16 protein-coding genes and 1 pseudogene are annotated in these 21,238 nt (G+C 51.1%); 11 read left to right on the top strand and 6 right to left on the bottom strand.

What is annotated here, in order from left to right; translation table 11 throughout:
• Positions 1 to 42: 42 nt before the first annotated feature.
• The 5 genes and pseudogenes from OQV00_RS08235 to yegD all read right to left on the bottom strand — a co-directional run bounded on the left by OQV00_RS08235 (position 43) and on the right by yegD (position 5,848).
• Positions 43 to 660 carry a helix-turn-helix transcriptional regulator gene (locus OQV00_RS08235; protein WP_015583893.1) on the bottom strand — a complete coding sequence of 206 codons (618 nt, stop codon included), beginning with the start codon at positions 658 to 660 and terminating at the stop codon, positions 43 to 45.
• 151 nt (positions 661 to 811) lie between these two features.
• Complete coding sequence (locus OQV00_RS08240; protein ID WP_054829388.1) at positions 812 to 949, bottom strand: small membrane protein; 138 nt, start codon at positions 947 to 949, stop codon at positions 812 to 814.
• Positions 950 to 1,365: 416 nt separating this feature from the next.
• Positions 1,366 to 2,061, bottom strand: coding sequence for a response regulator transcription factor (locus OQV00_RS08245; protein ID WP_015583895.1), 696 nt, complete (start codon positions 2,059 to 2,061; stop codon positions 1,366 to 1,368).
• Positions 2,058 to 3,985 (bottom strand): annotated as a pseudogene (locus OQV00_RS08250) (sensor histidine kinase). Before OQV00_RS08250 ends, OQV00_RS08245 begins: the two are co-directional and overlap by 4 nt.
• 510 nt (positions 3,986 to 4,495) lie before the next feature.
• Positions 4,496 to 5,848 carry a molecular chaperone gene (yegD, locus tag OQV00_RS08255; protein ID WP_032717933.1) on the bottom strand — a complete coding sequence of 451 codons (1,353 nt, stop codon included), beginning with the start codon at positions 5,846 to 5,848 and terminating at the stop codon, positions 4,496 to 4,498.
• Positions 5,849 to 5,985: 137 nt separating this feature from the next.
• Between yegD and alkA the strand changes: the two genes are divergently transcribed.
• The 4 genes from alkA to asmA all read left to right on the top strand — a co-directional run bounded on the left by alkA (position 5,986) and on the right by asmA (position 10,252).
• Entirely contained in the window at positions 5,986 to 6,834 is an 849-nt protein-coding gene (alkA, locus tag OQV00_RS08260; RefSeq protein WP_044350028.1) for a DNA-3-methyladenine glycosylase 2, read from the top strand.
• A 229-nt stretch (positions 6,835 to 7,063) separates the two neighbouring features.
• Complete coding sequence (udk, locus tag OQV00_RS08265; RefSeq protein WP_004864593.1) at positions 7,064 to 7,705, top strand: uridine kinase; 642 nt, start codon at positions 7,064 to 7,066, stop codon at positions 7,703 to 7,705.
• 90 nt (positions 7,706 to 7,795) lie between these two features.
• A complete protein-coding gene (dcd, locus tag OQV00_RS08270; RefSeq protein ID WP_004864592.1) occupies positions 7,796 to 8,377 on the top strand; it encodes a dCTP deaminase in 582 nt (193 codons plus the stop codon).
• Between the two features lie 27 nt (positions 8,378 to 8,404).
• The gene (gene asmA / locus OQV00_RS08275) at positions 8,405 to 10,252 is read left to right on the top strand and encodes an outer membrane assembly protein AsmA (RefSeq protein WP_015583899.1); all 1,848 of its coding nucleotides are present in this window, start codon (positions 8,405 to 8,407) and stop codon (positions 10,250 to 10,252) included.
• A gap of 134 nt (positions 10,253 to 10,386) precedes the next feature.
• Here the strand turns inward: asmA and OQV00_RS08280 are convergent, their stop codons facing one another.
• On the bottom strand, positions 10,387 to 11,973 hold the full coding sequence (locus OQV00_RS08280) for a TerC family protein (RefSeq protein WP_075808353.1): 1,587 nt from the start codon (positions 11,971 to 11,973) through the stop codon (positions 10,387 to 10,389).
• Positions 11,974 to 12,420: 447 nt separating this feature from the next.
• On the opposite strand from OQV00_RS08280, the gene OQV00_RS08285 reads away from it, so the two are divergent.
• The 7 genes from OQV00_RS08285 (at position 12,421) to OQV00_RS08315 (ending at position 21,181) form a co-directional block, all read left to right on the top strand.
• Positions 12,421 to 12,714, top strand: coding sequence for a hypothetical protein (locus OQV00_RS08285; RefSeq protein ID WP_266280146.1), 294 nt, complete (start codon positions 12,421 to 12,423; stop codon positions 12,712 to 12,714).
• 171 nt (positions 12,715 to 12,885) lie between these two features.
• On the top strand, positions 12,886 to 13,776 hold the full coding sequence (gene galF, locus OQV00_RS08290; RefSeq protein ID WP_004864586.1) for a UTP--glucose-1-phosphate uridylyltransferase GalF: 891 nt from the start codon (positions 12,886 to 12,888) through the stop codon (positions 13,774 to 13,776).
• 473 nt (positions 13,777 to 14,249) lie between these two features.
• Entirely contained in the window at positions 14,250 to 14,879 is a 630-nt protein-coding gene (locus tag OQV00_RS08295) for a phosphatase PAP2 family protein (RefSeq protein ID WP_180862520.1), read from the top strand.
• 950 nt (positions 14,880 to 15,829) lie between these two features.
• Positions 15,830 to 17,263 (top strand): capsule assembly Wzi family protein, encoded by a 1,434-nt coding sequence (locus tag OQV00_RS08300; RefSeq protein ID WP_054829255.1) that lies wholly within the window; start codon positions 15,830 to 15,832, stop codon positions 17,261 to 17,263.
• Between the two features lie 145 nt (positions 17,264 to 17,408).
• The gene (locus OQV00_RS08305) at positions 17,409 to 18,545 is read left to right on the top strand and encodes a polysaccharide export protein (RefSeq protein ID WP_032695396.1); all 1,137 of its coding nucleotides are present in this window, start codon (positions 17,409 to 17,411) and stop codon (positions 18,543 to 18,545) included.
• A 2-nt stretch (positions 18,546 to 18,547) separates the two neighbouring features.
• Positions 18,548 to 18,982 (top strand): arsenate reductase/protein-tyrosine-phosphatase family protein, encoded by a 435-nt coding sequence (locus OQV00_RS08310; protein ID WP_072009503.1) that lies wholly within the window; start codon positions 18,548 to 18,550, stop codon positions 18,980 to 18,982.
• Positions 18,983 to 18,997: 15 nt separating this feature from the next.
• A complete protein-coding gene (locus tag OQV00_RS08315; RefSeq protein ID WP_032695395.1) occupies positions 18,998 to 21,181 on the top strand; it encodes a polysaccharide biosynthesis tyrosine autokinase in 2,184 nt (727 codons plus the stop codon).
• Positions 21,182 to 21,238 lie beyond the last annotated feature (57 nt).

The raw sequence follows: 21,238 nt of genomic DNA on the forward strand, positions 1-21,238 counted from the left end.
TTTTCCCTGTTTCAATTGTGCGTGCAGATGCGCTGATTGATTTTATCCGCGTTCTTTTAACACGCTAATGAACTGAAAGAAGTCATAATGATTATTCAGTCCGTATTTTTCCATGATCTGATTTTTATGATAAATCACGGTCTTCGGGCTGAGCTGATGAAGGGCGGAAATTTTACCAATATCAAAGCCATTCATCAGACCATGGGCAACGACGACCTGCGAAGGCGACAGGCTTTTGTGCGGGCAGTTGGCGCATATTGATGTTGAGTCGAGCGCCCGTTTTGACTCCGGCTCTTCACTCCTGGCGAGCGCCCGGCCAATAATCTCACGCAGGCTGTCAATATTGACCGTTCTCACGGGAACGAAGGTGACATCTTTCAGGCAGTTGACGATCCGCGTCTTTTCCGGCAGCTCATCATAGCGGTGCAAAATGATCACTGAACTGTTTTTCTTACGGTTTTTAATGCTGGTATTACAGAGGTGAATCTCACCCGGGAGAATCTCAGCGATGATGATGTCCTGCGCGGACAACTCGCTGGAGTGACCGCTGAACTCAATCGTCAGGGCGTCGCTGGCCCGGGTGAGATCGTGGATAATTGCCATTAGCGACGCCCTGAGGAAGGTGTTGCGGCTGATAATCGCGATATTTATTTTTCTCATGACGTGACTATCCTGCGGCACTGGCATATAGCCATGCTGCGAGCAACCTTTCGGGCGTTTACGGCAATTGCCGTGTCTCAGGAATATCGTATTTATGAACGGAAGAATAACCTTTCATAACCACGACGGCAGTGGCAGGAGGCTGCCACGATTATTTTCTGCGCATTTTTCTGTTCGCGAAAGGAATACGCTCTTTTCTCCTGTCTTTTATATAAGAAATAAGGCTGTAAACGGAGACAGCGAGGAAAAACAGGCATAGCAATAAGGCCAGCCACGTTTGTAAGGCCATAATGAATAATCCTTAACTGAGTTTTATGCTGTGATAAATACGCCTCGGCGTGAATGCGAATATTATTATTCTGTTATTCCGCGTGAAGCTGCTAGCGTCGCGGCGTCTGCCGCAGAGAATATTCGCGTAACGTCGCCGCCTTGAACGAAACCCTGGCAGGGTTAAACCCCGCCTGTCCGCAGGTTGGCTAGTGCGAAAGGGGGGCGCGTTCCCCTTCCGCAGCATGGCTGATTTCGGTCACGACATTTGCGGCATGAGGTCAATGTAAGAAAATTCTTAATTCACTGTCAGTCTCATTTCTCTCATTTCTCTCAAAAAATAAGAAAAATTAACAACAACAGCAAAATGAATAACTTATGGATAATAAAACTGGCGAAGAGTGCGTCTGCCCGCTGGCACGACGGCGATGAGAAACCTCAGGGAATAAACGCCAGGCCTTTGCCAAAAATGGCCCGGATGGGCAACGTTACGCCGTGCAGTCGCGCTTTGTTGCGCAGTCGGCTGATCACCACGTCAATGCGGTGCAGCTCCGCCTCAACTTCATCGGGGAAAAGAAACGCGTGCAGATCGACCTTGCGACAGACCTCGCCTGGATTGCGCATTAAGCGCGCCATCATCCGATGCTCCTGCTGGGTCAGCGGCAGCGCTATGCCGGACGGCGCCACCAGGTTTTCCGGCTGCAGTACCCAGGATGAAGAGGCTAATTTCTCGGCTACGGGGGCCGCGACCGGGGAGCCGGGGTGTTGCTGCATCAGCCGGGCGCCCAACGCATGGATGGTCTCTGCCAGAACGGAAAAATTCACCGGCTTGATGAGATAGAAATCTGCGCCAAGATTGAACGCCTGCAGTTTATCCTGCTCATGCCCCCTGGCCGTCATCACAATCAGCCCGTACTCGCCAAGCTCATGCAGATAGTCCAGAACGCTGAAGCCATCTTCGCCAGGCAAGCCAATATCAACCAGTACAATATCCACCGGGTCACGATGCAGCTGCCGCCAGAAGGCTTCCGCGCTGTGTACCCCCCATGCGTCGAAGCCGCGAAAGCGCAGGAAGGCCAGCAGTTCATCGAGGAGATCGGCGCTATCTTCAATGATGGCCACGCGTAATGTCATGATTTACCCTTCTGCTGTGGTAGGTCATCCTGGGGCAGCGTGAGCGCAAATTCGCATCCCGTCGGACCGTTATTGGCCAGCCAAAGCTCGCCGCCGTGAGCTTGTATGATTTGCCGGGCGACATACAGTCCAAGACCGGTGCCGGCGGGCGTCGCGGTGCGGACTGCGCCGCGACGGTAACGCTCAAAGATCTGGTCGATATGATCGACGGCAATACCCGGTCCCTGGTCACGGATCGCAATTTCACAGCAGTTCGCGTTTGGGCGAATGGCAATCGCAATCTCGCCGGACGGCGTATACTTCACCGCATTGTCCAGGAGATTGGCCAGCGCAATGCACAGCAGCGCGCTATCGGCAAAGAGGGGGGGCGAACGGGTCGTCGCGTCGACGGTGCGCCCGGCCAGGGTGATCGTCAGAAAATGGTTTGACGAGAGTTCAACCACTGTTGCCGCCATGCGAATGACCGCTAGCAGATCGGCATTTTGCTTATCGACATGCAGCGCGCTGGATGAGAGCCGGGCATCGGCCAGACAGTTATCGGTTAACTGAACCAGACGCGTGGTGGCGCGCTGCATGCGGTCCAGGCGCGGCCGTTGCGCCGGCTCCGGAGAGCACAGGCGCAGGTTCTCCAGCGCGGCCTGGATAACCGAAAGCGGCGTTCTGAACTCGTGCGCCACCATCCCCATAAACTGACGTTGATGAAAGCTTGCTTCGCGTTCGATCTGCAGTTCGCGCGTCAGCTGTTGTTTTTGCACCAGCCTGCGATTTTCGGCCCGTACTCGCAGGACCGCAATGATAAGGACGGTGACAATATGAACAATCAGCGCGTACTGCCAGGCGGAATAGATGGTGTTATGAAAAGGGATCACCCCGTGTATCGAGAGAAGCACCAGCGCGGCGGAGGCCACGTAGACGGGCGGAAGCAGTCCCAACAGCAGCGTATTTAAATCGATGGCTTTGCGTCGCCAGAGCAGCCATGAGGTGATCAGCAGAATCGGCGCGGCAATAAAGAACATCGCCGCCTCGATCTGCATGGCCTGTCCGTAAAAGCCGAGGGGCACGCTGGCGAGAAGCACAATATTGACGCCAATAGCAACGAGCAGCAGCCGGTGCAGGCGCGGCATATTGTTTTTAAGATCAAAAACCTCGCTATGCAACCACAGCGCGGTGGCGTAGCTGAGCAATGACAGGTAGCTGATCATCGCATCCTGCACGGGGAGAACGGCATCGCCAAAAAACCATTCCGGGTAGCCGTGTAGCGCCGCCACCAGCGGATAGTTGAGGGAAAACAGGCATATTCCCCACAGCAGGCGGCGACGTAACACTAAGGCAAGCCACAGGGCAATTCCGCTGGCAATCGCCGCCAGGCCAAAATAGAAGCTCCAGAATGCGGTATCCCGGGTTGCGTTGCTGACAAACTCCTGTGGAGAAGAGAGTGTCGCCAGCAGAATCAGGGTACTGCTGCTGCGCAGGCGAAAAACCATCTCGTATCCCGCGTCGCCAGGGGGCGGCGGTAAGATCAGAACGCTTTCACGATAGTCCAGGTCGCTATCGCGGGTCGAGGCGTGGTCGCCAAACTCTTTGTGCGTCCACGGAAGATCGCTGCCGGCAGGACGATAGAAAACGCTGAGATGATCGATAAAGGAGGGGCCGAGCTGCAGCCAGCGAGATTCACCGTCAAAATCGGCCGCCGGCAGGCGCTCTTAAACCAGTACGTTTTCGATGAGTAGCCAAATGAGGGGATGCGCTGCCCCGAATTGAGCTTACTCTCCGGCAGGGCGAGAAACGCCTCCAGCGTCATCGACCCGTCAATATCGGTCACCCACTGCACGGGAATATCAATGCCAATCTGACGACTTTGCGCCGCGACGGGGGAAGAAAACGACAGGCTGGCCGCAATGCTAAAGCCGACCCAGAAGAGCACTCTGTAGCCCCAGGCGAACGACGCGGCGAAGCCAGGAACGGCGCGTATACGATTCAAACTCCCCCCTGCGGCATGGATGAATAACGGTGACTGGAATAATCAATCATGTCTGCGACATGCACAGGCGGTCCCCCCGGATGTCGGGAAATAAAAGCGCAGTTTCAGACGGCACAGCATTCTGCAGGGGGCGGGGAGATTGTACCAGCGTTATTTGCAGCAGGTCATACTGGCCAGACCTGTTCGCTACGCCGCGTCAGACAAGGCATGCGCGGTGAGGGTATCTGGCATGACGAGCCCCAAACGGGGTAACATGATGTCGCTCTGGCTATGCTGCGATATAAAACGCTACTGCCGGGAAAGCAGGGCGATGATAAAACCGCGGGGAGCGCATGTTTGCCTGGCGAGAGCCCATTTCCGGGAAGCTGATTTATGCCATGGCGCGATTTTCGGCGGTGGCGTTCCGGGAGGAGAAGCCACAGAGGAAAACGGGGCAGGGCTGCCCCGTGAACGTTAAGCGAAAACGACCTGCGCCCAGCGGGCCAGACCGGCGGTAACGGAGCCAAAATCATCTCCGCCGGCGATCGGAATACCCGGCAGGTGGGCCGCCAGCGCTTTCTTAATCAGCGGTGAGCGGGCGCTCCCCCCGGTCAGGTAGATCACATCCGGCGTTTCGCGGCTGTTGTCCAGCGCCAGCTGAACCTGCTCCATAATACGCGTCAGCGGCTGATTCAACGCCGCTTCCAGTCCCTGCTGGCTGATAGCCGTGGCCAGTTCATTGCCGATAAACGGCAGCCCGGCGGTCACCTGCTCCTGCGCGGAGAGGGCGATTTTACTCTCCTCCGCACTGCGCACCAGGCGATAGCTCAGACGCTGGCGCCAGACTTTCAGCAGCAGCGCCACTTTATCGGCATCGCGGGCATCGCGCAGCAAGTCATTGAGCAAACGACCGTTGGCGCTGCTGTAGAAATCGGTTTGCGCCGGCACATCGTTGATCGCCACGGCGTTCCACCACGGCAGCACCGGTAAGGCGATCCCTTTTTCAGTTTCGCCACCCATCCCCAGCAGCGGCATCAGGCATTTAAAGGCCAGCGCGATGTCGAGATCGTTCCCGCCGACGCGGCAGCCGCTGTGGCCGAGTAAACTTTGCTGACGATCGGCTTTCTGCCGCCACTGCGGCCCCATCAGCAGCAGCGAACAGTCGGTGGTGCCGCCGCCGATATCGACGACCAGTACGCGTTTTTCTTCGCTGAGCGTCGCTTCGAAATCCAGCCCGGCGGCAACCGGTTCAAACTGGAAAACGACGTCACGGAAACCGGCGCGTTTCGCCGCGCGCTCGAGGATCCCCTGCGCCTGGGCATTGGCGTCATCGCCGCCCAGCCCCTGGAAGTTGATCGGCCGGCCAATTACCGCCTGGTCAATCGTCTCCGGAAGCTGGGTCTGCGCCTGCTGTTTAATATGCAGCATCATGGCGCATACCAGGTCTTCAAACAGCGCAACCTGCTGCGGCTTCAGGCCGCTGGCGCCGAGGAACGATTTCGGGGATTTAACGAAGTACACTTCTTCCGGATCGTCGACATATTGATGCAGCGAGGCCAGACCGAACTGGACGCTGTTGCCGAGGACGTCGATGTCTTCATCGCGGTTATAGTTGATGGCGCGACGCAGCAGCGCCTGGTTTTCAGCGCCGTTGGTCGGCACGTCATGATGGCGATAGAGCCATTCGCTGACCGCTTCGCGGGTCGGCGCCGACAGCATTGATGGCAGCAGCTTGCTGCCGTTTTCCAGCGTTAACAATTGCGGAAGGTTATCGCGCATTACGGCAACCGAACAGTTGGCGGTTCCGTAGTCAAAACCAATAAACATGACCTGAAAAATCCCCATGCCAGTGAAGAAGGGGGGCGACTTTAGCGGATTGCCGCCACGGCGACAACTGGAATTTAAAAGCAAGGTATGTCGGACGTGGAGCGTCTATCATTGAGGCAATTAAAGAAGGAGAAATGATGACGCTGTTACCCTGGCACGCCCCCTACGACCCGGAATGGATATTCGGTTTTTTACGCGCCCGTGCGGTGGCGGGTATTGAAACGTTCAGCGCGGGGCGTTACACCCGCAGCTTTTCCCTCGCGGGCCATCGCGGCCTGATCGTGGTTGAGCCCGATATGGCGGCGCAGGGATTACGCGTAACCCTATCTGACGGCCTGCAGCCGGTGGCCGATGCATGCCACGACCGGGTTGCGCGCTTGTTTGATTTAGCCTGTGACCCGCATCGGGTGGCCCAGACGCTGGGCGCGCTGGCCAGCGCGCGTCCTGGGCTGCGCCTGCCGGGATCGCTTGATGCCTTTGAACAAGGAGTGCGCGCGGTGCTGGGGCAGCTGGTCAGCGTGGCGATGGCGGCGAAGCTGACGGCAAAAGTGGCGGCGGCTTACGGGGAAACGCTGGCGGAGGCGCCGGAATACAGGCTCTTTCCTGAACCACAAAGCCTGGCGCGAGCGGATCCGTTAGCGCTTAAAGCGCTGGGGATGTCGCTGCGGCGCGCCGAGGCCCTGATCCATCTGGCGCAGGCGGTGATTGACGGTCAGCTGCCGCTGGTGGCGCCGGACGACATTGAGGCCGGGATGAAACAGCTGCAAACGCTGCCCGGTATCGGCCGCTGGACCGCCAGCTATTTTGCCCTGCGCGGCTGGCAGGCGAAGGACATTTTTCTGCCGGATGATTACCTGATTAAGCAGCGGTTTAGCGGTATGACCCCGGCGCGCATTGCCCGTTACGCCAGCCGCTGGCAGCCGTGGCGTTCCTATGCGTTGTTGCATATCTGGTATAGCGAAGGATGGGCGCCGACTGAGGAATAGCCATGCAGGGTGCATATCACTGGTATCGACGCGCTGAAATCCCTATAATTGCCGCGTTTGACGGTCAAACGTCACCCTTCCAATACATGAAATTATTCGAGATGCGCCTCAAAACTCGTTAGCGTTTTGAACAAACCCCACAGGGGCGAGGCTGCAAGCCGAGTCACGCGGCGGCAGCTCGAAGGGTTATGTGTATATACATCCAGGTTAATCAGGTCGCAAAAAAGTTATGACTGATACGTCTCATCAGTGCGTCATTATAGGTATCGCCGGCGCATCGGCTTCGGGAAAAAGTCTTATCGCCAGCACGCTGTATCGCGAATTGCGTGAACAGGTTGGTGATGAACATATTGGCGTTATTCCGGAAGACAGCTACTACAAAGATCAAAGTCATTTGTCGATGGAAGAGCGTGTTAAAACGAACTATGACCATCCCAGCTCGATGGATCACAGTTTACTGTTTCAACATTTGCAGATGTTGAAAAGCGGCCAGCCGATTGAATTACCGGTTTACAGCTACGTTGAACATACGCGTATGCCGGAAACGATCCACATTGAACCCAAGAAAGTGATCATCCTCGAAGGGATTTTATTGCTGACGGATGTTCGCCTGCGCAATGAGCTGAGCTTCTCGATCTTCGTTGATACGCCGCTGGATATCTGCCTGATGCGCCGCATCAAGCGCGATGTGAATGAACGCGGGCGCTCGATGGACTCGGTGATGGCGCAATATCAGAAAACGGTTCGTCCGATGTTCCTGCAGTTTATTGACCCTTCCAAGCAGTATGCCGACATTATTGTGCCTCGCGGCGGTAAAAACCGCATCGCGATTGATATTCTGAAGGCAAAAATCAGCCAGTTCTTTGAATAACACAGACGAATTGTGTAACGTGCAAAGAGAACCCAAATTGCCCTTAGCCCCGGAAGGTGTAGGGGCGCGATGCCATAAAGGAGAGAGCTCATGCGTCTGTGCGACCGAGATATAGAAGCCTGGTTGGATGAGGGGCGGCTATCTATCAGCCCGCGCCCGCCCATTGAACGTATTAACGGCGCGACCGTAGACGTTCGGCTGGGGAATAAATTCCGCACGTTTCGCGGCCACACTGCGCCCTTTATCGATCTGAGCGGGCCAAAAGCGGAAGTGACCGCGGCGCTGGATCGGGTGATGAGCGAAGAGATCGTGCTGCCGGAAGGCGAAGCCTTCTATCTGCATCCGGGAGAGCTGGCGCTGGCGGTGACCTATGAGTCGGTGACGCTACCGGCCGATCTGGTTGGCTGGCTGGACGGACGCTCCTCTCTGGCGCGTCTGGGGCTGATGGTGCACGTCACCGCTCACCGTATCGATCCCGGCTGGTCTGGCTGCATCGTGCTCGAGTTCTTTAACTCCGGCAAGCTGCCGCTGGCGCTGCGTCCGGGGATGCCGATCGGCGCATTGAGTTTTGAACCGCTGTCAGGCCCTGCGGCACGGCCCTATAACCGCCGTGAAGACGCCAAATATCGCGACCAGCAGGGCGCGGTGGCGAGCCGAATCGACAAGGATTGATAACGTAAGCGGTGTACTGAGGGTGCCATGAGACGAATTCTGACGACGCTGATGATCTTGCTGGCGGTGGTTGTCGCCGGGCTGACCGCGTTGGTATTGCTGGTCAATCCCAACGATTTTCGCGCCTATATGGTGCATAAGGTGGCGGAACGTAGCGGTTATCAGCTCGAACTCGATGGCCCGCTGCGCTGGCACGTCTGGCCGCAGCTGAGTATTCTTTCCGGCCGCATGACGCTGACGGCGCCGGGGGCGGCTGAACCGGTGGTGCGCGCGGACAATATGCGTCTCGATGTCGCCCTTATGCCGCTGATTTCCCATCAGCTGCAGGTCAAACAGGTGATGCTCAAGGGCGCGGTCATTCAGCTGACGCCGAAGACCGAGGCCGTTCGCGGCCAGGATGCGCCGGTGGTTCCTCATGATAATCCGCTGCCGCTGGTGGCGGAAGACAGCGGCTGGTCCTACGACGTGCGGCAGCTGCAGGTGGTGGACAGCGTCCTCTTTTTCCAGCATGAAGATGGCGAACAGGTGACCGTGCGCGATATTCGTCTGCAGATGGATCAAGATGAACATCATCACGCGACCCTCGACTTTGCCGGGCGAATCAACCGCGATCAGCGCGATCTGGCGCTCTCTTTCACCGCTGAGGTTCAGGGCGGTGACTATCCGCACTCTCTGAAGGCTGACATCTCCCGGCTCGACTGGCAGCTGCGCGGCGCCGAGCTGCCGGCTAACGGGGTGAGCGGGCAGGGCAGTATGCAGGCGAACTGGCAGGAGGACGAGAAAAAGCTGAGCTTCGATAACCTCAATCTGACGGCGAACGGCAGCACGATTGCCGGCAACGCCAGCGTGATTTTAGGCGACCGGGCCGACTGGAATCTCAATCTTCACGCCACGACTCTTGACCTTGACAGTCTGCTGACGCACGGCTCACCGGCGACGGACTCTGGCGCCAGCCAGCAGGGACAAAGCCAGCCGAGGCAGCTGCGCCCGGTGATTGCCGACAGCGATATTCAGGAAGATTACGACAGCCTGCGCGGCTTTACCGCCCATATGGCGCTGACGGCCGACCAGCTTCAGTGGCGTGGGATGACCTTTACTCAGGTGAAAAGCGACATCAGTAATCAGCTCGGACTGCTGACCATCAACCAGCTTCAGGGCGAACTGGATGGCGGCCTGATATCGTTGCCCGGCACCCTCGACGCGCGGGGAGAGACCTCGCAAGCCTCTTTCCAGCCCAAACTGGATAACGTTGAGATTGCCACCATCCTGAAAGCCTTTAACTATTCGCTCAATCTGACCGGTAAGCTCTCTTTAACCGGGGATTTCTCCGGCGAAAGAATTGATGCCGACGATTTCCGTCGTCGCTGGCAAGGGGATGCGCAGATACAGATGGCGAATACCCGCACTGAAGGGCTTAACTTCCAGCAGCTCGTGCAGCAGGCCGTTGAGCGCAGCACCAATGTGCAGGCGCAGGAAAATTACGACAACGCGACCCGCCTCGATGCCATGAGCAGCGAGCTGCAGCTGGCGCAGGGACAGGTCACCTTGCATAGCCTGCAGGGGCAATCAGAGATGATGGCGCTGACCGGGCAGGGCGACCTGAATTTGCTGAAAGAAGAGTGCGATATGCGCTTTAACGTGCGCGTGCTGGGCGGCTGGAAAGGCGAAAGCAAGCTTATCGACAAGCTCAAACAGACCGCGATTCCGCTGCGTATCTACGGGAAATGGCAGGCGCTGAGCTACAGTCTGCAGGTTGACCAGGTACTGCGTAAACAGCTGCAGGATGAAGCTAAACAGCGGCTTAATGACTGGATTGAACGTAATAAAAACAGCCAGGACGGGAAAGAAGTGAAGAAGTTGCTTGAGAAACACTAACCGGGGTTGACCGGTGGAGCGACTTTACCGGCCCGGATAGCGGCGCTAATGCCTTATCCGGGCCACCTGATCGCACTCTCCCTGTAGCCTCGATAAGCGCAGCGCCAGCGGGGCATATCTACCGACTGCGGGGATTACACTTCGTAGCTCAGTTCATCTTCCCGCGGCGGCGGCGGGATAATCTGCACTTTCTGTACCCGGTGGCTCTCGACCTGCAGCGTACGTACGATGTAGTCGCCGATTTTCACCTCTTCTCCCGCTTCGGGGACATGCTGCAGATTTTCCATCAACAGACCGGCAATCGTGTGATACTCGCGCTTATCATCGAGCGGCAGGGGAATGTACTGCACTAAATCTTCCAGCGGCATATGCCCATTGGCGGTCCAGCTGCCGTCAGGATTTTTTGCGATATCGTGGCGGGCATCAATCTCTTCAGCTTCGTTGGGTAAATTGCCGGCGATGGTTTCCATCACATCGCTCAGGGTCACCACCCCCTCAACGGAACCAAACTCATCCACCACGAAGGCGAAATGGGTCCTGGCATGGCGGAACTGCTCCAGCGCTGGCAACAGAGGCAGCGTCTCAGGGAACACCAGCGGCTGACGAAGCAGGACGCGCAGGTCGAGCGGTTCATGACGCAGCGATTGCTGTAGCAGGTCGATGACGTGAACCACGCCGAGCAGATCTTCATCATCATTTCCGCCGGTGACGACCAGTCGGGTATGCTGGTTTTTCTCCAGCAAGGCGCGAATTTCCTCTTCCGGGGCGCTAAGGTCTATATGCTCGATATCATGGCGCGAGGTCATAATGCTGCTGACGGTGCGCTGGTTGAGATTAAGCACCCGCTCAATCATCCGGCGTTCCTGGGGGTTGAACAGCGGGTTATCGGCCTGGCTGTCGATCAGCGCTGCCGTATCGCTGCTGAGCTCGGCGTGTTCTTTATGCCCGCTAAGTAGATTCATCACCGCTTCGGTTGTGCGCTGGCGGAGCGTGAGATTGGCGGAGAGGAAGCGACGGCGGTTGAACAGCGCCAGCTGGTTCAGCGACTCAATGATGACGGAGAAGCCAATGGCCGCATACAGATAACCTTTCGGGATGGGGAATCCAAATCCTTCGGCAATCAGGCTGAAACCAATCATCAGCAGGAAGCTCAGACAGAGAATAACGATAGTCGGGTGGCTGTTGACAAAACGCGTCAGCGCTTTGCTGGCGAGCAGCATCAAACTCATGGCAATAACTACCGCTGCCATCATCACCGCCAGATGGTCGACCATGCCGACGGCGGTGATCACCGAATCGAGGGAGAAGATGGCATCCAGCACCACAATCTGAGCGACCACTCCCCAGAACTTCGCGCCCTTGCGCTGAACCGGATTATCGCTGTCTTTGCCCTCTAGTCGCTCATTGAGCTCAACAGTCGCTTTAAACAGCAGGAATAACCCGCCAAACAACATAATCAAATCTCGCGCGCTAAAGCTGAGATCGTGGTAGGAGAACAGCGGTTTGGTCAGGGTGACCAGCCAGGAGATCGAGGCGAGCAGCAGCAGACGCATCATCATCGCCAGCAGCAGGCCAATCACCCGCGCGCGGTCACGCTGAGTCGCAGGGAGCTTTTCCGCGAGGATCGCGATAAAAACGAGGTTATCAATACCGAGGACCAGCTCTATAACCACCAGCGTTATGAGACCGGCCCAAATTGAGGGGTCGGCAATCCATTCCATCATTCGCTAAAACCTATACTACCTGAGAGTGCCATCCGACGATCATGGATAAGCGACCGATAAATTGCAATATATTCTCGTCTTATGACGTCAGGCTGGCGCGGGGACGGGAGAAATGCCGCGGCTGGCAATATTAAACTGCATGAATTATAGCCGTGCGCGCTTATTTTTTATGCAAATAAGCTTATTAATAAAAGATATGACTGTGGAAGACTGAATATAAACTTGCAGAGAGTGCACTGGATCAATAATGGCGGTTATTGCCCTTTCTGACCAAACAGAAGTATGAAAATCAGACGGATTCAGAAGCAGAGGTGTAAACACCCGATTCAATCACTCAATCGTAGCGATCCAGGTTTTCATACTACTGAATGTCGTGGCTTGCAAAATATCTTGTTTAATCAGACGATATCAGCAGCTTTTAATCAGGTGTAAAAGCCAGTGCCGATGGATGACATGGATAGCGGGCAACAGGTGAAGGAGGGCATGATGAGCGCAGCGGTGAGCTTTCTGCGCTATTTTCTATTGAAAATAGTGTCTGCAGATTATTTTTATGAATTATGTCCTAGTGTTCATGGGAATAAACCCTCTTTTTTTCTGCATTTTACGCATTATCCAAACGCTTCTTCTACAGTATTCTCTGCCGGGAATACAGCGATAAGTCCTGCGGGTGAAGAAAGTGCAGATGAAAATCCTGAGGCAGCGCGCCATATGACACCTGAGTCATCAGAATTTTCTTAAACCGCTCTGTCGGAGCTAATACTTTGAGTGTATTCTCTGATGAAACATGTAGTTTCGGAATTTTGCTGGAAGTCGGACTGATAGCAAAACGGTAATATCATAGATTGATACCAGGGGAACCTGTAATCAGGCGGGTATCGAAGATTTATCACTATATGGGTGGATATGAGAATGGCAAGTTTGAAAGCAGTTATTCCGGTAGCCGGATTGGGGATGCATATGTTGCCGGCCACCAAGGCGATTCCGAAGGAGATGCTGCCAATCGTTGATAAGCCAATGGTTCAGTATATCGTCGACGAGATTGTGGCGGCAGGCATCAAGGAAATTGTACTGGTTACCCACTCGTCTAAGAATGCCGTGGAAAACCATTTCGATACCTCCTATGAACTGGAAGCGCTGCTTGAGCAGCGTGTTAAACGTCAGCTGCTGGCTGAGGTACAGGCAATCTGTCCGCCGGGCGTGACTATCATGAACGTACGCCAGGCGCAGCCGCTGGGGCTGGGACACTCTATTCTCTGCGCGCGCCCGATCGTCGGAGATAATCCGTTCGTTGTGGTGCTGCCGGACATCGTGCTGGACGATGCCAGCGCTGACCCGCTGCGCTATAACCTGGCCGCGATGGTGGCCCGTTTTAATGAAACCGGGCGCAGCCAGGTGCTGGCCAAGAGAATGGACGGCGACCTGTCGGAGTATTCCGTGATCCAGACCAAAGACCCGCTGAACGTGGAAGGGCAGATTGGCCGGATCGTCGAGTTTATCGAGAAACCTGACGAACCGCAGACCCTGGATTCCGATCTGATGGCCGTAGGACGCTATGTGCTTTCCGCCGATGTGTGGGCCGAGCTGGAGCGGACTCAACCTGGCGCATGGGGCCGTATTCAGCTGACCGATGCGATCGCGGAACTGGCGAAGAAGCAGCCCGTTGACGCGATGCTAATGACCGGCGATAGCTACGACTGCGGGAAAAAAATGGGCTATATGCAGGCCTTCGTAAACTACGGGCTGCGTAACCATAAAGAAGGCACGAAATTCCGCGAGAGCATTAAGAAGTTACTCGCGTAAATAGGCTCTGCCGGATTTCAGAAGTGTGAAAATGTAGGGTTTACAGAAGTATGTGGCTTAAGTCCGCGATGTTGCATGCTTCTGTAGACAGCCCTGCGGATTAAATAAGGCTATTCTAGATAAATATTAATCAATATAAATCAGATGGTTATGCTGATTTGCTGAAACACGCTTAATGTGTAAACAAAAAGCGTCTTCAGAGACATCTGGTTGTTGTGCTGGCCCTCCTGTGATGGAATGGTCGGAGTAGCATAATTTTATGTTTGCTATTAATGAGTTAGTAAGAATATTCTTAAAAAAGTATGCCTGCCGCTGGCTGTCATAAAAAAATAAAACTTGACTGAGATCATGCTTACGCATTAAACAACAGTGATGCATGCATAAAAATGTGAAGTTATCGGATGTGTATGCCCATACCAACGTCATGGACAAAGGCGCTGCGAACTGGAAAATCGTCAAAGGATGAAAAATAAATGAACTGGCAGTGGGTCTCTTTTTTTGGTGATAGTACCGTGTTGTTACCCAGCGCGGCAGCCGTGTTCATGGTTTTATTTCTGCGCAGGCCTTCCAGACAGATTGCCTGGCAATGGGGATTGCTATTTGGTATTACCGGCGCCATCGTCAGTGCATCAAAACTGGCGTTTATGGGCTGGGGCATCGGCATCCGCGAGTTAGATTTCACCGGTTTTAGCGGGCACACCGCTTTATCTACCGCCTTCTGGCCTATTTTCTTATGGCTGCTCTGCGCTCGCGGTAGCGTTGCTTTACGCCGGACTGCCATGGTGATGGGGTATCTGCTGGCTGGCCTCGTGGGGTATTCCCGTCTGGCGATTCATGCCCACTCCCCATCAGAAGTGATTGCAGGGTTGCTGCTTGGCGCCTGCGGTAGCGCGCTGTTTCTGCTGCTGCAGCGGAACTCATCACGTGTCGTCGATGCGCAGCTCTCCTGGGGCGGGGTGCTCAGTCTGATTATCATCCCCGTCGTGTTGCTAAATATTGGCACTAAAGCGCCGACCCAGTCACTGCTGGGCGAAATTGCCGTCAAGATTGGTCCGCTGGAAAAACCCTTTACCCGGGCGGATATGCATAAGCATTTTTACTGAGTGTGCTGCTGACAATGAATGAGACCAGCGAAAATAATAGAATCAGTCCCGGCCTCACGCATTCATATTCATGAAATAAATAATTGATACTACATTCTGCAGCAATGTTTTGCTGGCACAGGAAATAACGTGGCTGAGAACAATCCTAAATAGACAGCCAGCGCCTGATGCCTGAAGTTAAATTATCTTTGTCAAGTATAAAAAGTGAATGAAAGGTATTAATTTTTGTAGTTGACGAAAGTGACGACAATTCGAGTAGATAGTTTATTTTGTCAGTAAAACCCTTAAAAAACATGGTGTTAATTTTGTATTGATGCGTGGGTAAGTTTCGCTGGCTGGAACAGCGAGATATTATTAAACAATCTTATTGTGATGTCGTCCGCTTGTCGGGGGAGTAAGATTTGGTTGTTTTTATAAGCGAATAGTTGTCATTTTTACTCCCATTTTACGGCAGAATCTCGTAAACTTGATGCCGCTAAAATATTGTCAGTGACTAATAATCCGGCGGGCGCTGCGCCAGCAAAAATGTATAAATGAAGTACAGTGCATTGGTAGCTGTTAAGCCAAGGGCGGTAGCGTATCGAAACCGTCAGTCTCAATTCCGCAGTCATCATCATATGTTCGAAATTCCTAAAACCGGTAGCGACGGATGATTATCCGCAGCAGCGGTATATAATCGACACTCTTTCTGACTCAACAGCGTTTTATACCTCTGGTTGACCTGAGCATGTCCACGGTCGGCAGCGATCGGTGTGAGGGGCGTCGCTGGCGTTTAGACTACTGTACTGACATTTCAAATGTGCGTGGCTGATTGCGTTCGAAGAGACTGCTTATTGCATCATCACTGCTGAACAAACATACTACGACTGGCGTCAGCGTGCGCTCTCTAAACTCATATTCCCCATGACTCGCCAGCTTGCGGAAACGGGGCTAAAAATGGATCTTGTATAATGATGAAAATCGCGCGTCTTGCACTTGCTTTGGGGCTGTTGACATCGGTGAGTGCGCAGGTGTATGCCTCTGGTCTGGTACTCAATGATAACGAACTGCGCAACGATCTCTCCTGGCTGTCTGACCGGGGAGTTATCCAGCTTAGCCTTTCGACCTGGCCCCTGAGTCAGGAAGAGATTACTCGGGCGTTAAAAAAGGCCAAACCCTCCTATTCTTCTGAACAGGTGGTGCTGGCGCGTATTAATCAGCGTCTCTCCTCATTAAAGGCTGATTTCCGCGCCAGCGGCTACACTTCTACCGATCAGCCGGGAACTCCGCAGGGCTTTGCACAAAGCCAACCGGCAGATAATTCGCTATCGCTGGCCTTTAATAACAGCGGTGACTGGTGGGATGTTCATCTGCAGGGCAATGTTGAAGGCGGTGAGCGTATCAGCAATGGCTCCCGTTTCAATGCCAACGGCGCGTACGGCGCGGTAAAATTCTGGAATCAGTGGCTGTCGTTTGGCCAGATGCCGCAGTGGTGGGGGCCTGGCTATGAAGGGAGCCTGATCCGCGGCGATGCCGCCAGACCAATGACCGGATTTCTGATGCAGCGCGCAGAACAGACCGCGCCGGAAACCTGGTGGCTACGCTGGATTGGTCCCTGGCAGTACCAGATCTCCGCCAGCCAGATGAACCAGTACACGGCGGTACCGCATACCAAGATTATCGGCGGCCGTTTGACCTTCACTCCGTTTCAGTCTCTTGAACTGGGGGCTTCACGAATTATGCAGTGGGGCGGGGAGGGACGCCCTCAATCCTTTAGCAGCTTTTGGGATGGTTTTACCGGGCATGATAATACCGGGACGGACAATGAGCCAGGTAACCAACTGGCGGGTTTTGATTTTAAATTTAAGTTAGAACCTACATTGGGTTGGCCTGTTAGTATATATGGTCAACTAGTCGGTGAGGATGAAGCAGGATATTTACCATCGGCAAATATGTTTCTTGCTGGTATTGAAGGTCATCATGGTTGGGGAAAAAATGCAGTTAACTGGTACTTGGAAGCACATGATACTCGTACGAATATGAGTAGGACAGGATATAGTTACTGGCATCATATTTATAAAGGCGGATACTATCAGCAGGGTTATCCATTGGGTGATGCCATGGGAGGGGATGGGCAACTGTTTGCTGGTAAAGTCGAACTGATTACTGAAGATAATCAGCGCTGGAGTACGCGTCTAGTCTACGCCAAAGTGAACCCTGATAATCAATCATTTAATAAGGCGTTTCCACACTCCGATAGCTTGAAGGGAGTACAACTTGGATGGAGTGGTGACGTCTATAAGTCGGTGCGTTTGAATACCTCACTCTGGTATACCGATACCGATCATAGTCAAAGCGATGATGTGGGTGCAGGTGCAGGGATTGAGATCCCATTTAGTTTATAGGCTGAATGCGGCAGATTGGTAAAGAGATTAAATGACTGTCATAGGATACGAATCGATCTCTGTACATGACCACACAAGGATGTGTTGGAAAATCAAACAGCTGCTCAGAAATTGTCAAATTTTGGTTTACTGATGATGTGACATTATGAAGAAAAAAATTGTTAGATTTTCGGCGTTAGCATTGGCAATAGGTATTTTATCGGGTTGTACAATTATTCCAGGTCAGGGATTAAATAGCTTACGGAAGAATGTAGTTGAACTACCTGATAGCGATTATGATCTGGACAAACTGGTTAATGTTTACCCTATGACACCAGGCCTCATTGATCAATTGCGTCCAGAACCTGTTATAGCTCGTTCTAATCCCCAGTTGGATAATTTACTTCAAAACTATGAGTATCGTATTGGTGTTGGCGATGTACTTATGGTTACTGTATGGGATCATCCAGAATTGACAACACCTGCAGGTCAGTATAGAAGTGCCAGTGATACGGGGAACTGGGTTAATTCTGATGGTACAATATTTTATCCTTATATTGGTAAAGTCCTAGTAGCAGGTAAAACGTTAGCTCAAGTGAGACAAGATATAGCTAGCCGACTAACAACATATATTGAAAGCCCGCAGGTTGATGTAAGCATTGCTGCGTTTCGCTCCCAAAAAGTATATGTTACAGGGGAGGTACTAAAATCTGGTCAACAACCAATAACTAATATTCCGTTAACTGTGATGGATGCAATAAACGCTGCTGGCGGTTTAGCTCCAGATGCAGATTGGCGTAATGTAGTATTGACCCATAATGGGAAAGATACAAAAGTGTCGTTATATGAGCTAATGCAAAAAGGTGATTTAAAACAGAATCATTTACTCTATCCAGGCGATATATTATTTATCCCACGTAATGATGATTTGAAAGTTTTCGTTATGGGGGAAGTCGGGAAACAGAGTACCTTGCGGATGGACAGAAGTGGAATGACATTAGCTGAGGCGATTGGAAATGCTGAAGGATTGTCTCAATCACTTAGTGATGCGACTGGAATTTTTGTTGTGCGTCAACTGAAGGGTGATAAAACAGGAAAAATTGCTAATATATACCAGCTTAATGCACAGGATGCTTCCGCAATGGTACTTGGAACAGAGTTTCAATTACAACCATATGATATTGTATATGTGACAAGTGCACCACTTGTTCGCTGGAATCGAGTAATTTCACAGTTAGTGCCTACAATTACGGGCGTACATGATATGACAGAAACTTTACGCTATATCAAAACATGGCCATAACAATGTTTAATTCAATACTAATAGTTTGCACTGGGAATATATGTCGTTCACCTATTGCTGAACGTTTATTGCGAAGCATCCTCAAGGGAAGAACGATCGATTCAGCGGGGACGGATGCATTAGTAGGGCATGCAGCTGATTCCAGCGCTGTAGCTGTGGCAAGTAAGCATGGTGTATCTTTAGAAGACCATAAGGGTCAGCAATTCACGTCATCTTTAGCTCAAAAATATGAATTAATATTAGTTATGGAACGTAAACATCTTGAAAAAATTGGACGTATTTCTCCTGAAGCAAGAGGTAAGACAATGCTTTTAGGTCATTGGATGAATGGGCGTGATATACCTGATCCTTATAGAAAAAGTGATGAAGCGTTTGAATCTGTATATACGCTGATTGATAAATCATGCCAAGATTGGGTAGAAAAGCTGAGCGACTAAATTAAGGAAAAACTCATGCCTTCACATCTTACAAATAAGCCTCAGAATGTCGAAACAGATGAGATAGATCTCGGACGTTTAATTGGTGAATTAATTGATCATCGGAAATTAATAATTTCGCTAACATTGTTGGCGACCGCTATAGCATTTATTTTTGCGTTGTTCAGTACCCCGATTTATCAAGCTAACGCACTAGTTCAGGTAGAACAAAAGCAAGGTAATGCGATACTTGATAGTCTCAGTCAAGTCTTGCCTAATACCGCACCACAATCTGCTCCAGAGATTGCCTTATTGCAGTCAAGAATGATTATGGGGAAAACAGTTGATGAGCTTAACCTACAAATTGTCGTTGAACCTGATTATTTTCCCATTTTTGGCAAAGGTTTCGCTAGATTAACAGGGAAAAGTGAGGGGTCTTTAAATGTTTCAAGACTATATATAGATAAAAACTCCAATACTGGTGATGACCCAATAAAATTAACTGTTATTGATAATGAACATTACATTGTTGAGAATAATGATGAGAAAATAAAAGGCAAAGCAGGAGTGTTAACCAGTGGTAAATATATTACCATAATGGTGGACAAAATAGACGCGCAACCGGGTAGCAAATTTGTCTTGACGCTGCAATCAAAGTTAAAGGCAATTGGTGAGTTAGTCGATGCATTTTCCGTATCTGATCTTGGTAAAGATACTGGAATGTTGACATTAAATTTTGTTGGCAGCGATCCAATCCTGATATCAAATATTCTGGATAGTATAAGCCAAAGTTATTTAGCACAAAATATTGCTAGACAAGCAGCTCAAGATGCAAAAAGTTTGGATTTTCTACAGCAACAATTGCCGAAAGTAAGAGCAGATTTAGATAGTGCTGAAGAAAAATTAAATACATTCAGAAGGCAAAATGATTCTGTTGATCTCTCGTTAGAAGCTAAATCTGTTTTAGATCAGATAGTTAATGTTGATAATCAACTAAATGAACTGACTTTTAGAGAAGCAGAGATTTCTCAGTTGTTCACAAAAGAGCATCCAAGTTATAAGGCTCTTATGGAAAAAAGAAAAACTTTACAGCAAGAAAGAGAAAAATTAAACAAAGCAGTTTCTGTTATGCCTAAAACTCAACAAGAGATTTTAAGGCTTAGTCGAGATGTTGAATCAGGTCAAGCAGTATATATGCAATTGCTTAACCGGCAGCAAGAGCTTAATATTGCGAAGTCGAGTGCAATAGGAAATGTAAGAATTATTGATAACTCTGTTACAGATCCTACTCCGATAAAACCAAAGAAACTCTTAATAGTCTTACTGGGTATATTTATAGGCTTGATCATATCAGTATGTATTGTATTATGCCGTATTATGTTGAGGCGAGGAATAGAATCACCGGAGCAACTGGAAGAATTGGGTATTAACGTTTATGCGAGTATTCCAGTGTCAGAGTGGTTGTTGAGCAAAAATACTAATAAAGAAAGTAGATACAAAGCAGCAAGGGTTATATCCAAGAGTAAAAACTCTTTAAGTTTTTTAGCAATAGATAATCCAGCAGATTTAGCAATAGAAGCTATTAGAGGATTGAGAACTAGTTTACACTTTGCAATGATGGAAGCAAAAAACAACATTTTGATGATCTCTGGAGCTAGTCCAGATGCAGGTAAAACATTTATTAGCACTAATTTAGCGGAAGTAATTGCTCAAAGTGGAAGGAAAGTCTTATTTATCGATGCAGATATGCGTAAAGGATATGTGCATAAAATGTTCGGTATAACTGAAAATATAGGCCTGTCAGATTTTCTTTCTGGTAAGACTAGTAAAGAAGCTATAATAAATAGAAATGATGAATTAGGATTCGACTTTGTTGTTAGAGGTATGTCACCACCGAATCCAGCAGAACTATTAATGCATGACAGACTAAGCGATTTTTTTTGTTGGGCAACGAAGAGTTATGACTTGGTAATTGTAGACACACCCCCAATTTTGGCAGTGACAGATGCTGCCATAATTGGTCGATATGTAGGAACTACATTAGTAGTCGCTAGATTCGAGGTTAATACAGCAAAAGAGATAGATGTAAGCATAAAAAGATTTGAACAAAGTGGGGTTGTTGTCAAAGGGTGTATTTTGAATGGTGTAGTAAAGAAAGCAAGCAGCTACTATGGTTATGGCTATAGCTACTACGACTATTCATACACTGACAAAAAATAAATAACCTGAGGGCATATGTATATATGCCCAAATAACTTTTTGAGTTATTGGTAAAAA

Origin of the sequence: Klebsiella sp. DY2415 (genome assembly GCF_026314315.1) — a bacterium.
Classification (GTDB): Bacteria; Pseudomonadota; Gammaproteobacteria; order Enterobacterales; family Enterobacteriaceae; genus Klebsiella; species Klebsiella ornithinolytica.